The 19,018-nt window shown below is 71.7% G+C and carries 15 protein-coding genes; 9 read left to right on the forward strand and 6 right to left on the reverse strand.

Going from position 1 to position 19,018, the window contains the following annotated elements; genetic code table 11:
- Positions 1-17 precede the first annotated feature (17 nt).
- A complete protein-coding gene (locus M1D46_RS09155; RefSeq protein ID WP_456285380.1) occupies positions 18-1,253 on the reverse strand; it encodes a dicarboxylate/amino acid:cation symporter in 1,236 nt (411 codons plus the stop codon).
- Positions 1,254-1,537: 284 nt separating this feature from the next.
- On the opposite strand from M1D46_RS09155, the gene rpsA reads away from it, so the two are divergent.
- Positions 1,538-2,986 (forward strand): 30S ribosomal protein S1, encoded by a 1,449-nt coding sequence (gene rpsA / locus M1D46_RS09160; RefSeq protein ID WP_271174021.1) that lies wholly within the window; start codon positions 1,538-1,540, stop codon positions 2,984-2,986.
- Between the two features lie 95 nt (positions 2,987-3,081).
- Here rpsA and M1D46_RS09165 read toward each other — a convergent pair whose 3' ends face one another.
- On the reverse strand, positions 3,082-3,444 hold the full coding sequence (locus tag M1D46_RS09165; protein WP_271174022.1) for a VOC family protein: 363 nt from the start codon (positions 3,442-3,444) through the stop codon (positions 3,082-3,084).
- Between the two features lie 170 nt (positions 3,445-3,614).
- On the opposite strand from M1D46_RS09165, the gene M1D46_RS09170 reads away from it, so the two are divergent.
- Positions 3,615-4,337 carry a hypothetical protein gene (locus tag M1D46_RS09170; protein WP_456285381.1) on the forward strand — a complete coding sequence of 241 codons (723 nt, stop codon included), beginning with the start codon at positions 3,615-3,617 and terminating at the stop codon, positions 4,335-4,337.
- A 188-nt stretch (positions 4,338-4,525) separates the two neighbouring features.
- Here the strand turns inward: M1D46_RS09170 and M1D46_RS09175 are convergent, their stop codons facing one another.
- From M1D46_RS09175 to M1D46_RS09185, 3 genes are read right to left on the reverse strand one after another with little or no spacing between them, the layout of a single operon-like run.
- Positions 4,526-5,002 (reverse strand): tetratricopeptide repeat protein, encoded by a 477-nt coding sequence (locus M1D46_RS09175; protein WP_456285382.1) that lies wholly within the window; start codon positions 5,000-5,002, stop codon positions 4,526-4,528.
- A complete protein-coding gene (locus tag M1D46_RS09180) occupies positions 4,999-5,694 on the reverse strand; it encodes an SDR family oxidoreductase (protein WP_271174025.1) in 696 nt (231 codons plus the stop codon). The genes M1D46_RS09175 and M1D46_RS09180 overlap by 4 nt, the downstream gene beginning before the upstream one ends.
- Positions 5,691-7,682, reverse strand: coding sequence for an FAD/NAD(P)-binding protein (locus M1D46_RS09185; RefSeq protein WP_456285383.1), 1,992 nt, complete (start codon positions 7,680-7,682; stop codon positions 5,691-5,693). Before M1D46_RS09185 ends, M1D46_RS09180 begins: the two co-directional genes overlap by 4 nt.
- A 34-nt stretch (positions 7,683-7,716) precedes the next feature.
- Between M1D46_RS09185 and coaE the strand changes: the two genes are divergently transcribed.
- Genes coaE through uvrB form a run of 4 tightly spaced genes read left to right on the forward strand, consistent with a single transcriptional unit; the run spans position 7,717 to position 12,784 of the window.
- Complete coding sequence (gene coaE / locus M1D46_RS09190; RefSeq protein WP_456285384.1) at positions 7,717-8,319, forward strand: dephospho-CoA kinase; 603 nt, start codon at positions 7,717-7,719, stop codon at positions 8,317-8,319.
- The gene (pxpA, locus tag M1D46_RS09195) at positions 8,316-9,071 is read left to right on the forward strand and encodes a 5-oxoprolinase subunit PxpA (RefSeq protein WP_456285385.1); all 756 of its coding nucleotides are present in this window, start codon (positions 8,316-8,318) and stop codon (positions 9,069-9,071) included. Before coaE ends, pxpA begins: the two co-directional genes overlap by 4 nt.
- Positions 9,068-10,693 (forward strand): 5-oxoprolinase subunit B/C family protein, encoded by a 1,626-nt coding sequence (locus M1D46_RS09200; RefSeq protein WP_456285387.1) that lies wholly within the window; start codon positions 9,068-9,070, stop codon positions 10,691-10,693. Before pxpA ends, M1D46_RS09200 begins: the two co-directional genes overlap by 4 nt.
- Positions 10,694-10,702: 9 nt before the next feature.
- On the forward strand, positions 10,703-12,784 hold the full coding sequence (uvrB, locus tag M1D46_RS09205; protein WP_271174030.1) for an excinuclease ABC subunit UvrB: 2,082 nt from the start codon (positions 10,703-10,705) through the stop codon (positions 12,782-12,784).
- Positions 12,785-12,830: 46 nt separating this feature from the next.
- On the opposite strand, the gene M1D46_RS09210 is transcribed toward uvrB, so the two are convergent.
- Positions 12,831-12,956, reverse strand: coding sequence for a hypothetical protein (locus M1D46_RS09210; protein WP_456285389.1), 126 nt, complete (start codon positions 12,954-12,956; stop codon positions 12,831-12,833).
- Positions 12,957-13,188: 232 nt separating this feature from the next.
- Between M1D46_RS09210 and uvrA the strand changes: the two genes are divergently transcribed.
- From uvrA to rapZ, 3 genes are read left to right on the forward strand one after another with little or no spacing between them, the layout of a single operon-like run.
- Entirely contained in the window at positions 13,189-16,077 is a 2,889-nt protein-coding gene (gene uvrA / locus M1D46_RS09215; protein WP_456285390.1) for an excinuclease ABC subunit UvrA, read from the forward strand.
- Position 16,078: 1 nt separating this feature from the next.
- Positions 16,079-18,031, forward strand: coding sequence for an excinuclease ABC subunit UvrC (gene uvrC / locus M1D46_RS09220; RefSeq protein WP_456285391.1), 1,953 nt, complete (start codon positions 16,079-16,081; stop codon positions 18,029-18,031).
- Positions 18,032-18,041: 10 nt separating this feature from the next.
- The gene (gene rapZ / locus M1D46_RS09225) at positions 18,042-18,911 is read left to right on the forward strand and encodes an RNase adapter RapZ (protein ID WP_271174034.1); all 870 of its coding nucleotides are present in this window, start codon (positions 18,042-18,044) and stop codon (positions 18,909-18,911) included.
- Positions 18,912-19,018 lie beyond the last annotated feature (107 nt).

The following is a 19,018-nucleotide window of genomic DNA, read 5'->3' on the forward strand; positions in this document are numbered from 1 at the left end:
GCGCGCGCCCTCACCGGTCAGGTGCGGACGGCGTCCTGCTGCTCCGAGTCCTCGCCGATCCTGCCCCGCGCGAGCGTGTTGATGACGAGTGCGATCGCGCCGTCGCCGGTCACGTTCGTCGCCGTGCCGAAGCTGTCGAGTGCGATGTACAGCGCGAACATGAGGCCGACCTCGGTCTCGCCGAAGCCGAGCATGCTCGTGAGCAGACCGGCGGCCGCGGCGATCGCGCCGCCGGGGACGCCGGGCGCCGCGATCATCATGACGCCGAGCATGAGGAGGAACGGCAGGTAGGACCCGAGCTCGACCGGCCCGCCCGTGATGAGCAGGATCGCGATCGAGAAGCAGGTGATCTTCACCATCGAGCCCGAGAGGTGGATGGTCGCGCACAGCGGCACGACGAACCCCGCGACCGCGTCGCTCACGCGATTGCGCTTGACCGACTCGAGCGTGACCGGGATGGTTGCGGCCGATGACGAGGTGCCGAGCGCCGTGCCGTAGGCGTCGCGCATGTTCCAGAGGGCCTTGAGCGGGTTGACGCCCGCGATCGCGCCCGCGGCCGCGTACTGGAGAAGGAGCACGACGAGCGTGAGCCCGAACGAGATGGCCGCGACCACCAGGAACCGGCTCACCACATCGGCGGCCTCGCCGCTCTTGGCGAGGTCCATGAAGATGCCGAAGATGTAGAGGGGGAGCGCCGGCACGATGACGTGGCGGATGAGCGACTCGATGATCGTGCGGAACTCGACGGCCGCCTTGAGGACGACCGATCCGCGGATGGCCGTGAGTCCGATGCCGACGACGAACGCGAGCACGAGCGCGGTCATGACGTCGAGTGCGGGCGGCAGCACGATCTCGGTCGCCGAACCGCTCGGGGCGGACGCGACCGTGAAGTACGGGGTCAGCCCGGAGCCGCCGCCCTCGGTGAGCGCCTCGAGACTCCGGTCGCTCATCACCGGGGTGAGGAGCCACCGGCTGACGGCGTAGGCGAGGAGGCCGGCGAGGATGGTCGACGCGTACGCGATCGCCGCCGTCAGCCCGAGCCACCGGCCGGCGCCGCGTCCGAGCTCGGCGATCGCGGGCGTCACGAGCCCGACGATGATGAGCGGGACCGAGAATCCGAGCAGGCCCGAGAAGACCGAGTTGTAGGTGAGGAAGACGTTGCCGAGCCACTCCGGCATGACGGGCCCGGTGAGGATGCCCAGCGCGATCGCGATGACGATCCAGGCGAGGAGGGGGAGGCGGAGGAATGTCATCGGGATCCCGATCGGCCGTCGCGGCGCACCGGCCCGGCGCCGGCGCGTGCGGCCCGCTCGGCCGCGCAGGTCATCGTAGCCGCGTGGCCGCGGACATCGCGATCTGATAACCTTGACTGTCGCGCGCGTGCGCGCTCTTGGCGTGCCGCCGAGTGCCGCGTAGCGTGGGACAGCACAATCCAATCCACTGCCTCGGCTCATCCGGGGTGCCGTGCGTCGGCCAGCAGGCCCATGGCATCCGAGTCGCGAGGCCCGATCATCCCTCAACAAGGACAACCCACTACATGACTAACGCAACGACCGCCCCGGCCACCAAGCAGGTCGCGATCAACGACATCGGCTCTGCTGAGGACTTCCTGGCCGCGGTCGAGAAGACGCTCAAGTTCTTCAACGACGGCGACATCATCGACGGCACGATCGTCAAGATCGACCGCGACGAGGTCCTCCTCGATGTCGGCTACAAGACCGAGGGCGTCATCCCCTCGCGCGAGCTTTCCATCAAGCACGACGTCGACCCCAACGAGGTCGTCAGCGTCGGCGACCACGTCGAGGCCCTCGTCCTCCAGAAGGAGGACAAGGAAGGCCGTCTGATCCTGTCGAAGAAGCGTGCGCAGTACGAGCGCGCGTGGGGCGACGTGGAGAAGATCAAGGAGAACGACGGCGTCGTCACCGGCACGGTCATCGAGGTCGTCAAGGGTGGTCTCATCGTCGACATCGGGCTGCGCGGCTTCCTCCCCGCGTCGCTCATCGAGCTCCGCCGCGTGCGCGACCTGACGCCGTACCTCGGCCAGGAGATCGAGGCGAAGATCCTCGAGCTCGACAAGAACCGCAACAACGTCGTGCTGTCGCGCCGCGCGCTCCTCGAGGAGACGCAGTCGGCCACGCGCACGCAGTTCCTCAACAACCTGCACAAGGGCCAGGTCCGCAAGGGCGTCGTCTCGTCGATCGTCAACTTCGGTGCGTTCGTCGACCTCGGCGGCGTGGACGGCCTCGTGCACGTCTCGGAGCTGTCGTGGAAGCACATCGAGCACGCCTCCGAGGTCGTCGAGGTCGGCCAGGAGGTCACCGTCGAGATCCTCGAGGTCGACCTCGACCGCGAGCGCGTCTCGCTCTCGCTCAAGGCGACGCAGGAGGACCCCTGGCAGGTCTTCGCCCGCACCCACGCGATCGGCCAGATCACGCCGGGCAAGGTCACGAAGCTCGTGCCGTTCGGTGCGTTCGTCCGCGTCGCGGACGGCATCGAGGGCCTCGTCCACATCTCGGAGCTCTCGAACAAGCACGTCGAGCTCGCCGAGCAGGTCGTCTCGGTCGGCGAGGAGGTCTTCGTCCGCGTCATCGACATCGACCTCGACCGCCGTCGCATCTCGCTCTCGCTCAAGCAGGCGAACGACCTCGTCGACCCCAACGGCACCGAGTTCGACCCGGCGCTGTACGGCATGGCCACCGAGTACGACGAGAACGGCGAGTACAAGTACCCCGAGGGCTTCGACCCCGAGAGCGGCCAGTGGCTCGAGGGCTTCGACGAGGCCCGCGAGAAGTGGGAGCAGGAGTACGCTGCCGCCCAGGCTCGCTGGGAGTCGCACAAGGCCCAGGTCGCCAAGGCCCTCGAGGCCGAGGCCGAGGCCGGCGAGGAGTTCGGCGCGCCGACCTTCTCGAGCGAGTCGACCGGCGCCGGCACGCTCGCCGACGACGAGGCTCTCGCCGCTCTGCGCGAGAAGCTCTCCGGTCGCTGAATCCCGCTGACGCGGCGGATCTGATCCGCTGACGCTGCGATCACACGGCAAAGGGCCGGCTCCTTCGGGAGCCGGCCCTTTGTCGTGCGCGCCGGCTACATGCCGACGACGCCCTCGAAGAGTCCGATGTCGTTGCCGTCCGGATCGCGGAAGACGGCCCACCAGCTCGTCTCGGTGATCGGCGTCTTCTCCATGACGACCGTCGCGCCGGCGGCCTGCGCCTTCGCCAGCACGTCGTCGATCGAGTCGACCTCGACGTACGAGCGCGGCTGCGTGAAGTCCGCGCTGCGCGGCGCGAGCCCTCCGCCCGAGATCTTGTTCGGCGCCTGCCACATGGGGTACTCCTCGAAGCCCGGAGGCGCCGAGATCTCCCATCCGAACAGCTCGCCGTAGAACGCCGCGGCGCGATCGAGGTCGGACACCGGGATGTCGATGTGGGTGATGTCTCCGTGGGGCATGGCGGTCCTTTCACAGCGGGTGGCGGTGGACGCGGTCACCGTACCGCCGCCGGCGGGGGAGGACAAGGGCACGGCCCGCGAGCGCGCACAGCGGACGCATAGAGAAGGGACACGCGGCACGGAGCCAGGGGCGCTATCTTCGGATCACGAACCCCGACAGGAGGTTGATCATGGGATTCCTCGACCGCATCAGGCAGGCTGCGCGCGCCGTCATGGGCGACGAGCGCTCCTCGACCTCCGTCGATCAGGATCGCACGCGCAGCTACGCGCAGACCCCGCCTCCGCAGACGACCGCCTTCGGCACGATCGACGCCGACGGGCGGCCCACCTCGCGCTCGTACACGACGGACACCACTCCGCCTCCGCCGAGCGCCGCAGGCCGGAGCGAGGACGAGATTGCCGTCGAGCGCTACCGCTACCTCCTCCGCACGGCCCCGCCCGAGACGATCGAGCAGGTGCATGCCGAGGCGTTCGGCCGGCTCACCGAGGCTCAGCGGCAGCAGGTCCTGGCGGATCTGTCGCAGACCCTGCCCCCGCAGGAGCGTCCTGCGAATGCGGATCCCGCGACCATGGCACGGGCCGCCACGCGGGCCGAGTACCTCAACCCGGGCACGATGGAGCGCACGCTGGGCGGCGGCCGTCAGGGCCCGGGACTCGGGACGATCGTCGGCGGATCCCTGCTCGGGACGGTCGCCGGCTACGTCGTCGGCTCGGCGCTCGTGAGCGCCTTCCTCGCGCCGTCCTTCGCGGGCGGGGAGGACGGCTCGGGCGGCGAGGACGCGTCGGCCGACGCCGGCGGCGCGGATGGCGCCGATGCGGCTGCCGACGGCGGCGCCGCCGACATCGGCGGCTTCGGAGATTTCGGAGGAGATTTCGGCGGCTTCGAGTTCTGACTCGCCGCCTCGGACTCGGGCTCTTTGGGAGAGGAGCCCGTGCTCGGATTCTCGGGAGAGGAATCCGTGGGAGAGAGAAGGGGCGCCCCGGCCGGACCACCCCCAACCGGCCGGGGCGCTCGTTCGCGCGGGCGCGCGGTGCGCCGAAGATCAGCGCACGCTGGCGGATCGTCTCCGCATGAGGCCGCTCACTCGCCCGTGAGCTCCCGCGCATACGCGGCCGCCGAGCGGCGGTAGCGCGGCAGCGACGGGACGAGCGCCTCGATCGCCGTCCGCAGCGCCTCCGCGTCGCGGCCCGCGCTGTGCAGCGCGAGGGCGAGGAACACCTCCCGCGCCGTACCTGTCGCGGGGTGCGCAGGCGCGGCCTCGAGGAGGGCGATCGCGTCGTCGGCGCGGCCGAGGTTGCGCAGCGTCGATGCGCGCTGGATCGCGAGCTGCGCGGCCCGATCGGGGTCGAGGTCCGCGATCCCCGCGGCGGCAGCCCGCTCGTAGAGCTCGAGCGCCTCCTCCTCGCGGCCGACGCTGTCGTGCGCGCCGCCCAGCTCGAACGCCGCGAGCGCGGGATGCGGCGCATCGGCCGCGACCGCGGCCATCCGCTCGACGAGGGTGGACTCGTCGTCGTCGGCCCAGACGGCCGCGACCCGCTTCTCCCATTCCGCGTTCACAGGCGTGCGATCTCCTGGCGCGGGCGCAGCGCCACATCCGTGATGTGCGCGTCGGCGGGCAGGTCGACGACGTAGCGGACCGACGCCGCGACGGTCGCGGGGCGGATGTACCGCTCGGCGGTGTAGCTCTCGGCGGGGATCCCGGCGCGCAGCATGGGCGTGTCGGTCTGGCCGGGTGCGATCGTGACGACGCGCATGCGGTGCCTCTCCTCGTCGAGGCGCAGCACGTCGGCGACGGCTCGGAGGGCGTGCTTCGACGCCGTGTACACCGCACTGCCGGGCACCGGCCGCGTACCTGCTCCCGAGCCGATGAACACGACGGTCGCCGCGCTCGCGCGCAGCTGGGGCAGCAGAGCGCGCGTGAGGAGCGCGGGCCCCACGACGTTCGTCGACAGCATCCGCAGCCAGTCGTCCTCCGTCGCGTCCTCGACCGAGATGTGGTCGCCCACCGCGGCGGCGTGCACGAGGACATCGACGCGGTCGAGGTCGGAAGAGAGAGCGGCGAGCGCGTCGCGGTCGGTGACGTCCAGGCGGCGGGGCTCGGCGTGGGTCTCGGCCGCGAGCGCCGCGAGCGCGTCGTCGCGGCGTCCGAGTGCGATGACGCGGTGCGTGCGGACGAGGTCGCGCACGATCTCGGTGCCCATCCCGCCGGTGGCTCCCGTGACGATCGCGACGGGTCGGTTCTCGGTCATGTCGTGCTCCCGTGGTCGGATGCCGCGGCCGCGGCGATGAGGGACCGTGCGACGCGATCGGTCTCGCGCAGCATGGTGGGGTCGGTGCGCGGCATCGGGCTGATGATCGCGTCGTGCATGGTCTCGTCGATCGGGATGCCGGCCACGTGGAACGACGGGTCGACGGTGCCGTCGGCGTGCACGAGGCGCCCCGTGGCGGGCTCGATGTCGAATCCGCCGGTCGCCACGCCGCCCGACGCCCGGGACGGCGCCTCGAACGGGCGGACCCTGCCGTCCGCCGCGAGCGAGCGGACGAGCGGGTCCGCGGTCTCCGCCACGTCGTGGGCGTGCATCCACGCGTCCACGAGCACGGGGGCCGAGACCCCGGAGCCGGAGACCGCGGGCGAGGATGCGTGGAACGCGCCGTCGGCGGACGTCACAGCGGCGCCCGGGCCGATGAAGCGCACGATGCCCGCGCGCATGAGGGCGAGCAGCTGCCGGCTGCGGAACGCGGGCGGCCCCGATCCGACCATCCCGCCGACCGTCATCAGAGCTCGGAACCCCGCGGCGCGGGACTCCGCGTCGAAGCCGCCGAACGCGCCGATGCGGCTCACCACGCCGCGGGCGGAGGCGATCGACCACAGCGCCGCCTTGAGCGGGCTGTCGAGGCCGCGCTCGGCCTCGGCGAGGTCGTCGAGGACGAACCGCTCGACCCAGGACGCGTACTCCGCAGGCGACGCCCACGTGGCGCCCTCGCCCGGCAGGATGGCCGCCGCCAGGTCGAGCCGATCCTCCGGATCGGCGACGAACGGGGAGACCGCGTCGGCGAGCACCGAGATCCGCTCGCGGGTCGCGGCGCCCGTCGCCTCGAGCGGAGCGGAGCGGATGGCGTCGAGGGCCGCGCGGAGATCCACGGCGTCCGGCTTCACGCGCGCGAGCGTCGTGTGGTAGTCGGCGAACGCGTCGCGCAGGATGAGCGGCCACACACGTCCGTCGAAGTCGATGGGGCGGGGGACGGCCGTCCAGTCGACGGCGCGGAGGTGGTGCTGAGGAGCCCGCGGCGGGAGGGAGCCGTACAGCGTCTTCGCGCGGAACGGCACTCCGCGCCGCGACGTCACGTGGAGCAGGGGCTCGCGCCCCGACGGCTCGTATCGGAGGCCGCCCGGAGCGCCGGCGTCGTCGGCGAAGCGCCCGCCGCGCCCGACGCTCAGTAGGGCCATGGCGTCGAAGAAGCCCATGCCGAGCCCCCGCACGATCGCCTCGGCGCGGTCGGGCACCCTGTCGAGGGACTGATCGGCGGGCGAGTCGGGGCGGACCCAGATGAGGGAGGGGTGCGCGTCGACCGCACCGAGGATCCTGCGCTCCTCGGCGGTCACCGTGCGCTCGAGCCATCCGGTCGCCGCGACGACCGCGTCTGCTGCGATCTCCCGATCGCCGAGGTCGAGGATGTCGCGCCCGTCGTGACGCCGGGCGCCCACGACGCGCGCGAGGTGCTCGTGGACGCGCACGCCAGCGGGGAGGGTCGCCTTCGCATGCGCGAGGCACCACGCGATGTACTCGCCGTAGAGGGCGCGCGACGGATGCGACTCCGGGCGCTGCGCGCGCAGCTCGGCGCCGTACTCACCCGCGAGGCCGGGACGGACCGGCACACGGGCGAAGGCGGCGACGTGAGCCTCCGGGATGCGCGAGACGACGGCATCCGCGCCGCCGTGGGCGCCGTGCCGGACGAGCTGGCACCACTCGTAGAGGGTCGGGCCGGGGCGGATCGGGCCGGCGATGCTCGCGGCGTCGTCCGTGAAGAGGGTCACGGCGTCGGCGAGCGTGTTCATGCACAGCTCGCGCGGCTGGTCGGTGCGCCAGATCCGGCCGGCTCCGATCTGCGTGTCGTCGATGAGGTGCACGTCGAGCGCGGCGCCGCGAGGGAGGTTCGCGCCGATCCGCTCGAGCAGCGAGACCCCGCGGGGTCCGCCGCCGACGATCGCGATGACGGGTCGGGCAGTGGTGGGCATCCCCTCCATTCTCGCGCGCTCCTAGACTGGCGGCATGCCACTGGTAGCACTGACGGGCGGGATCGCGTCGGGCAAGTCGACCATCGCGCGCCGGCTCGCGGAGCACGGCGCGGTCATCGTGGACGCCGACGCGCTCGTCCGAGAGGTGCAGGCGCCCGGCCAGCCCGTGCTCGCGGCGATCGCCGAGGAGTTCGGAGACGACGTGCTCACCGAGGACGGCGCACTCGACCGTGCGGCGCTCGGCGCGATCGTGTTCGGCGACCGGGAGCGGCTCGCGCGCCTCAACGCGATCGTCCACCCGGCCGTCAAGGCCGAGTCGCAGCGCCGCTTCCGCGCCGCGCTCGATGCCGATCCGGACACCGTGGTCGTCTACGACGTGCCCCTCCTCGCGGAAGCCCGCGGAGCAGGGGAGTGGGATCGGATCGTCGTCGCGCACGCTCCGGCCGACGTGCGCCGTCGTCGCCTGGTGACCGAGCGGGGCATGAGCGAGGCGGACGCCGCCGCCCGGATCGCCAGCCAGGCCGGCGACGACGAGCGGCTCGCCCTCGCCGATGTCGTCATCGACACGTCGGGCTCGCTCGACGAAACGCTCGCCCAGGCCGACGCGCTCTGGCGATCTCTCACGGGCGGCCCGTGATCGACCTCAACGCCGACCTCGGCGAGAACGCGCCGGATCGCGTCGTGAGCGACGACGACGCGATGCTCGCGGTGGTCACGAGCGCGAACGTCTCGTGCGGCGCGCACGCGGGAACACCCGACGGGATCCGCGCGACGCTCCGCGCGGCGGCCCGGCGCGGCGTCGTCGTCGGCGCGCATCCTGGCTACGAGGACCGAGCGGGATTCGGACGTCGCCCCGTCGAGATCGGCGCGGCCGCGCTGCAGGAGAGCATCGAGCGCCAGCTGCACGACCTGCAGGCTCTCGCCGACGGCGCGGCCATCCGCTATGTCAAGCCGCACGGCGCGCTGTACAACGCCGCCGCGTCCGATCCGGTGCGCGCTGCCGCCGTCGCCGCGGCCGTCCGCGCGGTCGATTCCCGGCTCGTCGTCCTGGGCCTGCCCGCCAGCGCCCTCCTCGCGGCGGCAGCACGCGCGGGCCTCGCCACCGCCACCGAGGCGTTCGCCGACCGCGGCTACCTGCCCTCGGGCGCGCTCGCACCACGCGGCGAGACGGGAGCGCTCCTGCACGACCCCGATGTCGTCGCCCAGCGGGTCCTGCGCCTCGCGCGGGACGGCGAGATCGAGGCCGTCGATGGGACCGTCATCCGCGTCCGCCCCGCCTCGGTCTGCGTGCACGGCGACAGCCAGGGGGCCGTCGCCATGGCGACCGCGGTGCGCGCCCTGCTCGAGCGCGAGGGCATCGCGATCGCCCCCTTCGCCGCCCGCCCATGAGGCGCATCCTCACGGCATCCGACCGTGCCCTCCTCGTCGAGGTGGACGACCTCGAGAGCGCGGTCCGGCTCCACGCGGCGCTCGAGGAGGCGCCGCCCGTCGGGGTCGTCGAGCTCGTCCCGGCCGAGCGCACGGTGCTCGTGCGCTGCGAGCCGCGGCGCCTGCCCGAGGTGCGGATCGCGCTCGAGCGGATCGCGCTCGCGGCGCGCACGGCCGCCGCCGACCGCTGCGTCGAGATCCCCGTGCACTACGACGGCGAGGACCTCGACGAGGTCGCGGAGCACCTCGGCCTCTCGCCCGCCGAGGTCGCTGCCCGCCACCAGACGGCCACGTGGCGCGTCGCGTTCACGGGGTTCGCGCCGGGCTTCGGCTATCTCGTGGGCGACGACCCCGTGTTCGACGTGCCGCGGAGGGCGTCGCCTCGCGCGCGCGTCCCTGCGGGAGCGGTCGCGCTCGCCGGCCGGTACTCGGGCGTCTACCCGCGGGAGAGCCCGGGCGGCTGGCAGCTGATCGGGCGCACCGACGCCGCGCTCTGGGACCTCGACCGGGATCCGCCCGCGCTCCTGCTCCCGGGAACGACCGTGCGCTTCGTCGACGCCTCGCGCGCGCATCCCGCGACCGCGGCCGACCGACGCAGGGGACGTCCGGCTCCGCTCGGAGCGCGCGCGGTCGACATGCCGGGCGATCGCGGCATCGCCCCTGCTGTCGAGGTCATCGAGCCCGGGCTGCAGCTCCTCGTTCAGGATCTCGGCCGACCGGCGCGCGCGCACCTCGGCGTCTCCGCGTCGGGCGCGGCGGACCGCGGGGCCCTGCGCGCGGCCAACGCCGCGGTCGGCAACGGGCACGGCGAGGCCGGCCTCGAGCTGCTCGGCGGCGGAGCGCGGCTGCGCCTCCGCGGCGCTGGCGTCCTCGCGCTCGCGGGCGCGGAGGTCGACGCGGCGCTCGTGCACGCCGACGGCGGGGTCGAGCCGGTGCCGCGCGGCGCGCCGACCGCCTTCCGCGAGGGCGACGAGCTCGTGACGGGCTTCGCGACGCGCGGTGTGCGCGCCCTCGTGGCGTTCCGAGGCGGTCTCGCTCTCACGCCCGTGCTCGGCAGCCTCGCGACCGACACCCTCGCCGGCATCGGGCCGCGCGAGCTCGGCGGACGCGCTCTCCGAGCGGGCGATGTCGTCCCGCTGCGCGGGCTCTCCGGGGTCCGCGAGGCCGTGGCACCGTGGTCACCCGCGCCGTGTGCTCTTCCCGCCCCTGGCGAGACCGTCGAGCTGCGGGTCGTGCTCGGACCGCGCGACGACTGGTTCGCGGCGGATGCCCTCGACGCGCTCCTCGGCGACGAGTGGGCGGCGACGTCCCGCTCGGACCGGGTCGGGATCCGCCTCGAGGGCTCGCGGCCGCTCGCGCGCGCCGTGCCGGGCGAGCTCCCGAGCGAGGGGACGGAGACGGGGGCCGTCCAGGTGCCGCCGCACGGCCATCCGGTCGTCTTCCTGCCCGACCACCCGCTGACCGGCGGCTATCCCGTGATCGCCTCGGTGGTGGCCGCCGACCTCGACCTGGCGGGGCAGATCCCGCCCGGCGCGCGCGTGCGCTTCCGGCTCTCCGGCGCCGATGTCGGACGCCCCTCCTAGGCTGGAGGCATGCAGACCACACGCAGCGTCCGGCCCTTCGAGGTGGTGAGCGAGTACCAGCCCAGCGGCGACCAGCCCAAGGCGATCGCCGAACTCGCCGCGCGCATCAACGCGGGTGAGACCGACGTGGTCCTGCTCGGCGCGACCGGAACGGGCAAGTCCGCGACGACCGCGTGGCTCATCGAGCAGGTGCAGCGCCCCACGCTCGTCCTCGCGCACAACAAGACCCTCGCGGCGCAGCTCGCGAACGAGTTCCGCGATCTTCTGCCGAACAACGCGGTCGAGTACTTCGTGTCGTACTACGACTACTACCAGCCCGAGGCGTACGTCCCGCAGACCGACACCTTCATCGAGAAGGACTCGTCGATCAACGCGGAGGTCGAGCGGCTGCGGCACTCCACGACGAACACGCTGCTGAGCCGCCGCGATGCCGTCGTCGTGAGCACGGTGTCCTGCATCTACGGCCTCGGCTCGCCCGAGGAGTACCTCCGCGCGCTCGTCGCGCTCCAGGTGGGGGAGCGCTACGACCGCGACGCGATCATCCGCCAGTTCGTGGCGATGCAGTACAACCGCAACGACGTCGACTTCTCGCGCGGCAACTTCCGCGTCCGCGGCGACACGATCGAGATCATCCCCGTGTACGAGGAGTTCGCCATCCGGATCGAGCTGTTCGGCGACGAGATCGAGGCGCTCTACAAGCTGCACCCGCTCACGGGCGATGTCATCGAGCGCATGGACGCGGTCGCGATCTTCCCGGCGACGCACTACGCGGCCGGCACCGACACCGTGCAGCGGGCGATCAAGACCATCGAGGAGGAGCTCGCCGAGCGCCTGCAGGAGTTCGAGAAGCAGGGCAAGCTGCTCGAGGCGCAGCGGCTGAAGATGCGCACGACCTTCGACCTCGAGATGCTGCAGCAGCTCGGCTTCTGCTCCGGGATCGAGAACTACTCGCGCCATCTCGACCAGCGCGCGCCGGGCGAGCCGCCGCACACCCTGCTCGACTTCTTCCCCGACGACTTCCTCCTCGTCATCGACGAGTCGCACGTCACGGTGCCGCAGATCGGCGCCATGTACGAGGGAGACGCATCCCGCAAGCGCACGCTCGTCGAGCACGGCTTCCGCCTGCCGAGCGCGATGGACAACCGGCCGCTGCGGTGGGACGAGTTCAAGGAGCGCATCGGGCAGACGGTCTACCTGTCGGCGACCCCCGGCAAGTACGAGATGGGCGTGGCCGACACGGTCGTGGAGCAGATCATCCGCCCGACGGGCCTCGTCGACCCGCGGATCGTCGTCAAGCCGTCCAAGGGGCAGATCGACGACCTCCTCGAGCAGATCCGCCAGCGCGTCGACCGCGACGAGCGCGTGCTCGTCACGACGCTCACGAAGAAGATGGCGGAGGAGCTCACCGACTTCCTCGGCGAGCACGGCGTCCGCGTCCGGTACCTCCACTCCGACGTCGACACGCTGCGGCGCGTCGAGCTGCTCACCGAACTGCGTCAGGGCGTGTACGACGTGCTCGTCGGCATCAACCTGCTGCGCGAGGGGCTCGACCTCCCCGAGGTCTCGCTGGTCGCCATCCTCGACGCCGACAAGGAGGGCTTCCTGCGCTCGGGCACCTCGCTCATCCAGACGATCGGGCGCGCCGCGCGCAACGTGTCCGGCGAGGTGCACATGTACGCCGACAGCATCACCGACTCGATGCGCAAGGCGATCGACGAGACCGAGCGGCGGCGAGAGATCCAGATCGCCTACAACCGCGAGCACGGGATCGACCCGCAGCCCCTGCGCAAGAGGATCGCCGACATCACCGACTCCCTCGCGCGCGAGGAGGCCGACACCGCGAGCCTGCTCTCGAAGCGGGACTCCGCGCGCACCAAGACCGGCAAGGGGCGCGCACCCACGCCCGTGCGCAAGCGCGAGGGCATCGCCGCGGAGGGGGCCATGCAGCTCGAGGAGGCGATCGCCGACCTCACGCAGCAGATGCTCGTCGCCGCCGAGGAGCTCAAGTTCGAGCTCGCCGCGCGGCTGCGCGACGAGGTCCAGGACCTCAAGAAGGAGCTCCGGCAGATGGAGAAGGCCGGGCACGCGTGAGCGCGCGGTCCGCGTCGGGCGGGGCCCGGCGCGGACGCGGCTGCACTCAGTCCTCCGGGCAGTAGAGCACGCCGTCGCGCTCGACGTGCTCGACGCGCGTGCGACCGCAGTGCGTGCACGGCGCGCCGGGTCCGTCGCCGAGCTGCGCGGGTCCAGCGATGCGGATGAGCACGTCGTTGGCCCACTCGTAGATGCCGCCCGCCTCGCGGATGCGCTCCCGGAGATGCGGGTGGTGGTGCGCCGCTCTCCATGCTGATCATCTCCTCTCCCTCCAGTGTGCGCCTCCCGGGGCGCGGAGGACAGGGGATGCGCGGCACCGCTCGTCACGCGCGGATCTTCGAATCCGCTGAGCGAACACGTCGAACAAACGTCCAGATGTCCGTGGGGGTCCGTAGGATTGGATCGTGCCCATCATCCCCGTCGCCTCGCCCGGAAAGATCAGTGTCCGCGGTGCCCGCGTGCACAATCTCAAGAACGTCGACCTCGACATCCCGCGCGACGCGCTCGTCGTGTTCACCGGCCTGTCGGGCTCGGGGAAGTCGAGCCTCGCGTTCGACACGATCTTCGCGGAGGGGCAGCGGCGCTACGTCGAGTCGCTGAGCGCGTACGCGCGCCAGTTCCTCGGCCAGGTCGACCGCCCCGACGTCGACCTCATCGAGGGGCTGAGCCCCGCGGTGTCGATCGACCAGAAGTCGACGAACCGGAACCCGCGCTCGACCGTCGGCACGATCACCGAGATCTACGACTACCTGCGCCTCCTGTGGGCGCGCATCGGCGTGCCGCACTGCCCGCAGTGCGGCGAGCGGATCCAGCGCCAGACCGTGCAGCAGATCGCCGACCAGCTGATGACCCTCGAGGAGGGCACGCGCTACCAGATCGTCGCGCCTGTCGTCACGCAGAAGAAGGGCGAGTTCGTCGACCTCTTCAAGGAGCTCGCGGCCAAGGGCTACTCGCGCGCGGTCGTCGACGGCGAGCTCGTGCAGCTGGCTGAGCCGCCCGTGCTCAAGAAGTCGTACAAGCACGACATCGCGGTCGTCGTCGACCGTCTCGTCGCTCGCGCCGACATCCTCGGCCGCGTGACCGACTCCGTCGAGACCGCGCTCGGCCTCGCGGGCGGCGTCCTCCAGGTCAACTTCGTCGACGAGGAGGGCGACGACGCGTGGCAGTCGTTCTCCGAGAAGCTCGCCTGCCCCAACGGGCACGCGCTCCAGCTCACCGAGATCGAGCCGCGCACGTTCTCGTTCAACGCCCCGTTCGGCGCCTGCCCCGCGTGCTCGGGTCTCGGCACCCGGATGTCCGTCGACGTCGAGCTCATGCTCGGCGATGAGGAGCTCTCGATCCGCGAGGGCGTCATCGTGCCGTGGACGACGCAGGGCAAGGGCCTCTTCCAGTACTACGAGCGTCTCCTCGAGGGCCTCGCCGACGAGATGAGCTTCTCGCTCGACACCCCGTGGCGGGCGCTCCCGCAGATCGTGAAGGACGCGGTCCTGCACGGGCAGGACTACAAGGTCAACGTGCGGTTCAAGAACCGCTGGGGCCGCGAGGTCCGGTACGCGAGCGGCTTCGAGGGCGTCGTGCCCTACATCGAGCGCCAGTACGCGCAGGCCGAGACCGACACCACGCGAGCGCGGTGGGCGGAGTACCTGCGCGAGGTCCCCTGCCCCGTGTGCGAGGGCGCGCGCCTCAAGCCCGAGGTGCTCGCGGTAAAGGTGGGCGGCCGGTCGATCGCCGAGACGGCCGACCTCAGCCTCGAGGACACGCTCGCGATGATGAACCAGGTCACGCTGACCGACCGCGAGAAGCAGATCGCCGCGCAGATCCTGCGCGAGATCCGCGTCCGCCTCGAGTTCCTCATCCAGGTCGGCCTCAACTACCTCACGCTGAGCCGCGCCGCCGGGTCGCTCTCGGGCGGGGAGGCGCAGCGCATCCGGCTCGCGACGCAGATCGGGACGGGCCTGACGGGCGTGCTCTACGTGCTCGACGAGCCGTCGATCGGCCTCCACCAGCGCGACAACCGGCGACTCATCGAGACGCTCGTCACGCTGCGCGACCTCGGCAACACGCTCGTCGTCGTCGAGCACGACGAGGAGACGATCGAGGCGTCCGACTGGGTCGTCGACATCGGCCCGCGCGCGGGCATCGGCGGGGGAGAGGTCATCCACTCCGGTCCGTTCGAGGCGCTCGTCGAGGACGATCGGTCGCTCACCGGCGACTACCTCGCCGGCCGGCGGATGATCGAGATCCCGCGCAAGCGCCGCCGGATCGACCGCAAGCGCATGCTCTCGGTCGTCGGGGCCCGTGCGAACAACCTCAAGAACGTGACCGCCGAGTTCCCGCTGGGCGTGCTCACGGCGGTCACCGGCGTGAGCGGGTCGGGCAAGTCGACCCTGGTGAACGACATCCTCTACGAGGTGCTCGCGCAGCGCCTCAACGGCGCCCGCACCGTGCCCGGCAAGCACACGCGCGTCACGGGCCTCGAGCACCTCGACAAGGTCGTGCACGTCGATCAGGCGCCCATCGGGCGCACGCCGCGGTCGAACCCCGCGACCTACACGGGCGTCTTCGATCGCATCCGCAACCTGTTCGCGGAGACGCCGGAGGCGAAGGTGCGCGGCTACAAGGCCGGCCGCTTCAGCTTCAACGTCAAGGGCGGGCGGTGCGAGGCGTGCTCGGGCGACGGCACGCTCAAGATCGAGATGAACTTCCTCCCCGACGTCTACGTCGACTGCGAGGTGTGCCACGGCAAGCGCTACAACCGCGACACCCTGCAGGTGCACTACAAGGGCAAGAACATCGCCGAGGTCCTCGAGATGTCGATCGCCGAGGCCGAGGAGTTCTTCGAGCCGATCCAGGCCATCCACCGGTACATGAAGACGCTCGTCGATGTGGGGCTGGGCTACGTCCGGCTCGGGCAGGCGGCGACGACCCTCTCCGGCGGCGAGGCGCAGCGCGTCAAGCTCGCGACCGAGCTGCAGAAGCGCAGCAACGGGCGCTCGATCTACGTGCTCGACGAGCCGACGACGGGTCTGCACTTCGAGGACGTCCGCAAGCTCCTCGAGGTGCTGAACGGGCTCGTCGACAAGGGCAACAGCGTCATCGTGATCGAGCACAACCTCGACGTCATCAAGTCGGCCGACTGGATCGTCGACCTCGGCCCCGAGGGCGGCTCGGGCGGCGGAACGATCGTCGCGACGGGCACGCCAGAGCAGGTCGCGAAGACCGACGGCAGCCACACGGGCGCGTTCCTCGCCGAGGTGCTCGGGATGGCCGAACGGCAGCGCAAGGCCGGCTGACATGGCCGACCACCTCCCGTACAAGCCGAAGCCGGGGGAGATCCCCGTGAACCCCGGCGTGTACCGCTTCCGCGACGCGCACGGGCGGGTGCTCTACGTCGGGAAGGCGAAGAACCTCCGGCAGCGGCTGTCGAACTACTTCGCGCCGCTGCACACGCTCCACGAGCGCACACGGCGGATGGTCACGACCGCGTCGTCCGTGGAGTGGACCGTCGTGCCCACCGACGTCGACTCGCTGCAGCTCGAGTACCAGTGGATCAAGGAGTTCGACCCGCCGTACAACGTCCGCTACAAGGACGACAAGTCGTACCCGTTCCTCGCGATCACTCTGGGCGACGAGGCGCCCCGCGTGATGGTGACGCGCAACCGGCGCATCCCCGGCGCGAAGTACTTCGGGCCGTACCCGAAGATCTGGGCCGTGCGCGACACGATCGACCTGATGATCAAGGTGTTCCCGATCCGCACGTGCAGCGACGCGTCCTACAAGCGCGCGATGCAGACGGGGCGGCCGTGCTTCCCCGGGCAGATCGGCAAGTGCGGCGGCCCCTGCTCGCAGCGCGTGACGATCGAGGAGCACCGCGCGATCGTCGACGACTTCATCGCGTTCATGAACGGCGGCGACGAGCGCTTCACGCGCGAGCTGACCGCGCGGATGAAGGCGGCGGCGGCCGCGATGGACTACGAGCAGGCGGCGGTGTACCGCGACAAGCTCGCCTCGATCGACGCCGTCCTCAACAAGAGCGCGCTCGTGCTGCCCGAGGACACCGAGGCGGACCTGTTCGGCGTCGCGGAGGACGAGCTCTCCGCGGCCGTCCACCACTTCGTGATCCGCGGCGGCCGCGTGCGCGGCGTCCACTCGACGACGATCGACAAGGAGCTCGACATCTCGGGCCCTGACCTCGTCGACCAGATCCTCCAGCGCGTGTACGGCGATGCGGCGCCCGCCGACATCCCGCGTCGCGTGCTCGTGCCCGTCCTCCCGCCCGATGCGGCGGAGATCGAGGAGTGGCTCACCGGCAAGCGCGGCCGCCGCGTGGAGGTGCTCGTGGCGCAGCGCGGCCAGCGCGCCGAGCTGCTGCGCAATGCGACCCTCAACGCCACGCAGGCCCTCATGCGGCACAAGACGCGGCGCACGAGCGACTACGCCGCCCGCTCGCAGGCGCTCAGCGATCTGCAGGAGGCGCTCGGGATGGACGAGGCGCCGCTGCGCATCGAGTGCTACGACATCTCGCACCTGCAGGGCACGAACGTCGTGGCGTCGATGGTCGTGTTCGAGGACGGGCTGCCGCGCAAGGACCAGTACCGGTCGTTCTCGATCGCCGAGACCACCGACGACACCGACTCGATGCACCAGGTGCTCATGCGCCGGCTCGCGTACCTCGACCGCCCCGAGGAGGTCGAGCCCGACGCCGCGGAGCTCGCGACGAGCGGCGAGGACGGCGTCGTCACGGCCCCCGCGAAGCGGCGGCGATTCGCGTACCCGCCGCAGCTCCTCATCGTCGACGGCGGACAGCCGCAGGTCGCGGCCGCCGCCCGCGCGCTCGCGGACTCGGGCCACGAGGAGATCGCGCTGTGCGGGATCGCGAAGCGCCTCGAGGAGCTCTGGCTGCCGGGGGAGGACTACCCCGTGATCCTCCCGCGCACGTCGGAGGCGCTCTACCTCGTCCAGCGTCTGCGCGACGAGGCGCACCGGTTCGCGATCACCCACCAGCGCAAGCGGCGGCGTCGCGACATCCGCACGGTGCTGAGCGAGGTGCCGGGGCTCGGCGACGCGCGCATCCGCTCCCTGCTCCGGCACTTCGGCTCGGTGGCCGCCCTCCGCGAGGGGACGATCGAGCAGATCGAGGAGCTCCCGGGGATCGGACCGAAGCTCGCGGCGACGATCTACGAGCACCTGCACCGCGACGATGCGCGCGAGGCCGCCGTCGAGGCGGCAGGAGCGGATGATCGCTAGGCTGGCGTCGATGACGGAGACAGCGGGCGAGGTCCTGATCGTGACCGGGATGAGCGGTGCGGGCCGCTCGACGGTCGCGAACGCGCTCGAGGACCTCGACTGGTACGTCGTCGACAACCTGCCGCCGCAGATGCTGCGCCCGCTGCTCGACCTCTCCGGGCGCCTCGGCGACCAGCTCCCGCGGATCGCGGCGGTCGTCGACGTGCGCGGCCGCGACCTCTTCGCCGAGCTGCCGGCGGCCACCCAGGCGCTGCGTGAGCGCAACAACCTCCGGATGCTCTTCCTCGACGCGTCGGACGACGTGCTCGTGCGCCGCTTCGAGGCCGTGCGCCGGCCCCATCCGCTGCAGGGCGACGGCACGCTGCTCGACGGCATCCGCCGAGAGCGCGAGATCCTCGCTCCCGTGCGCGGCAGCGCCGACATCATCATCGACACCTCGAGCTACAACATCCACCAGCTCGCCACGCACGTGACCGACCTCCTCCGCGAGGAGGGGGCGCCGCGGCACCGCGTCACCGTCATGAGCTTCGGGTTCAAGTACGGTCTGCCGCCCGACGCGGACCTCGTCGCCGACATGCGGTTCCTCCCCAACCCGTTCTGGAACGACGACCTCCGCGCGCTCACCGGGCAGGACCCTGCGGTCAGCGACTACGTGCTCGATCAGGAGGGTGCGCGCGCGTTCCTCGACGCGTACGCTGAGGCCCTGACACCCGTGCTCGAGGGCTACCAGCGCGAGAACAAGAGCCACTCCACGGTCGCCGTCGGGTGCACGGGCGGCAAGCACCGCTCCGTCGCGATGGCGCTGGCGCTGGCGGAGCGGCTGAAGGATGTCCCGGGTGTCGCGGTCCGCGTGCGGCACCGCGATCTCGGGCGCGAGTAGACGGCGCCGATGGCGCCATAACCCCGTCGGCTGGGAGTTCGCACCCGGTCTCTGCGGGGGTATGGCGGCTAAGCTTGACCCTTGCGCCAAAATGGCCGAATCACCGT

This window comes from Microbacterium sp. JZ70 (assembly GCF_053903225.1).

What these genes read in the sequence shown, in the direction of transcription:
- uvrC (WP_456285391.1), top strand. Translation starts at nt 16,079, where the DNA reads ATGGCCGACCACCTCCCGTACAAGCCGAAGCCGGGGGAGATCCCCGTG.
- M1D46_RS09180 (WP_271174025.1), bottom strand. Translation starts at nt 5,694, where the DNA reads ATGACCGAGAACCGACCCGTCGCGATCGTCACGGGAGCCACCGGCGGG.
- M1D46_RS09155 (WP_456285380.1), bottom strand. Translation starts at nt 1,253, where the DNA reads ATGACATTCCTCCGCCTCCCCCTCCTCGCCTGGATCGTCATCGCGATC.
- M1D46_RS09165 (WP_271174022.1), bottom strand. Translation starts at nt 3,444, where the DNA reads ATGCCCCACGGAGACATCACCCACATCGACATCCCGGTGTCCGACCTC.
- rpsA (WP_271174021.1), top strand. Translation starts at nt 1,538, where the DNA reads ATGACTAACGCAACGACCGCCCCGGCCACCAAGCAGGTCGCGATCAAC.
- uvrB (WP_271174030.1), top strand. Translation starts at nt 10,703, where the DNA reads ATGCAGACCACACGCAGCGTCCGGCCCTTCGAGGTGGTGAGCGAGTAC.
- rapZ (WP_271174034.1), top strand. Translation starts at nt 18,042, where the DNA reads ATGACGGAGACAGCGGGCGAGGTCCTGATCGTGACCGGGATGAGCGGT.
- coaE (WP_456285384.1), top strand. Translation starts at nt 7,717, where the DNA reads ATGCCACTGGTAGCACTGACGGGCGGGATCGCGTCGGGCAAGTCGACC.
- M1D46_RS09200 (WP_456285387.1), top strand. Translation starts at nt 9,068, where the DNA reads ATGAGGCGCATCCTCACGGCATCCGACCGTGCCCTCCTCGTCGAGGTG.
- M1D46_RS09185 (WP_456285383.1), bottom strand. Translation starts at nt 7,682, where the DNA reads ATGCCCACCACTGCCCGACCCGTCATCGCGATCGTCGGCGGCGGACCC.
- M1D46_RS09170 (WP_456285381.1), top strand. Translation starts at nt 3,615, where the DNA reads ATGGGATTCCTCGACCGCATCAGGCAGGCTGCGCGCGCCGTCATGGGC.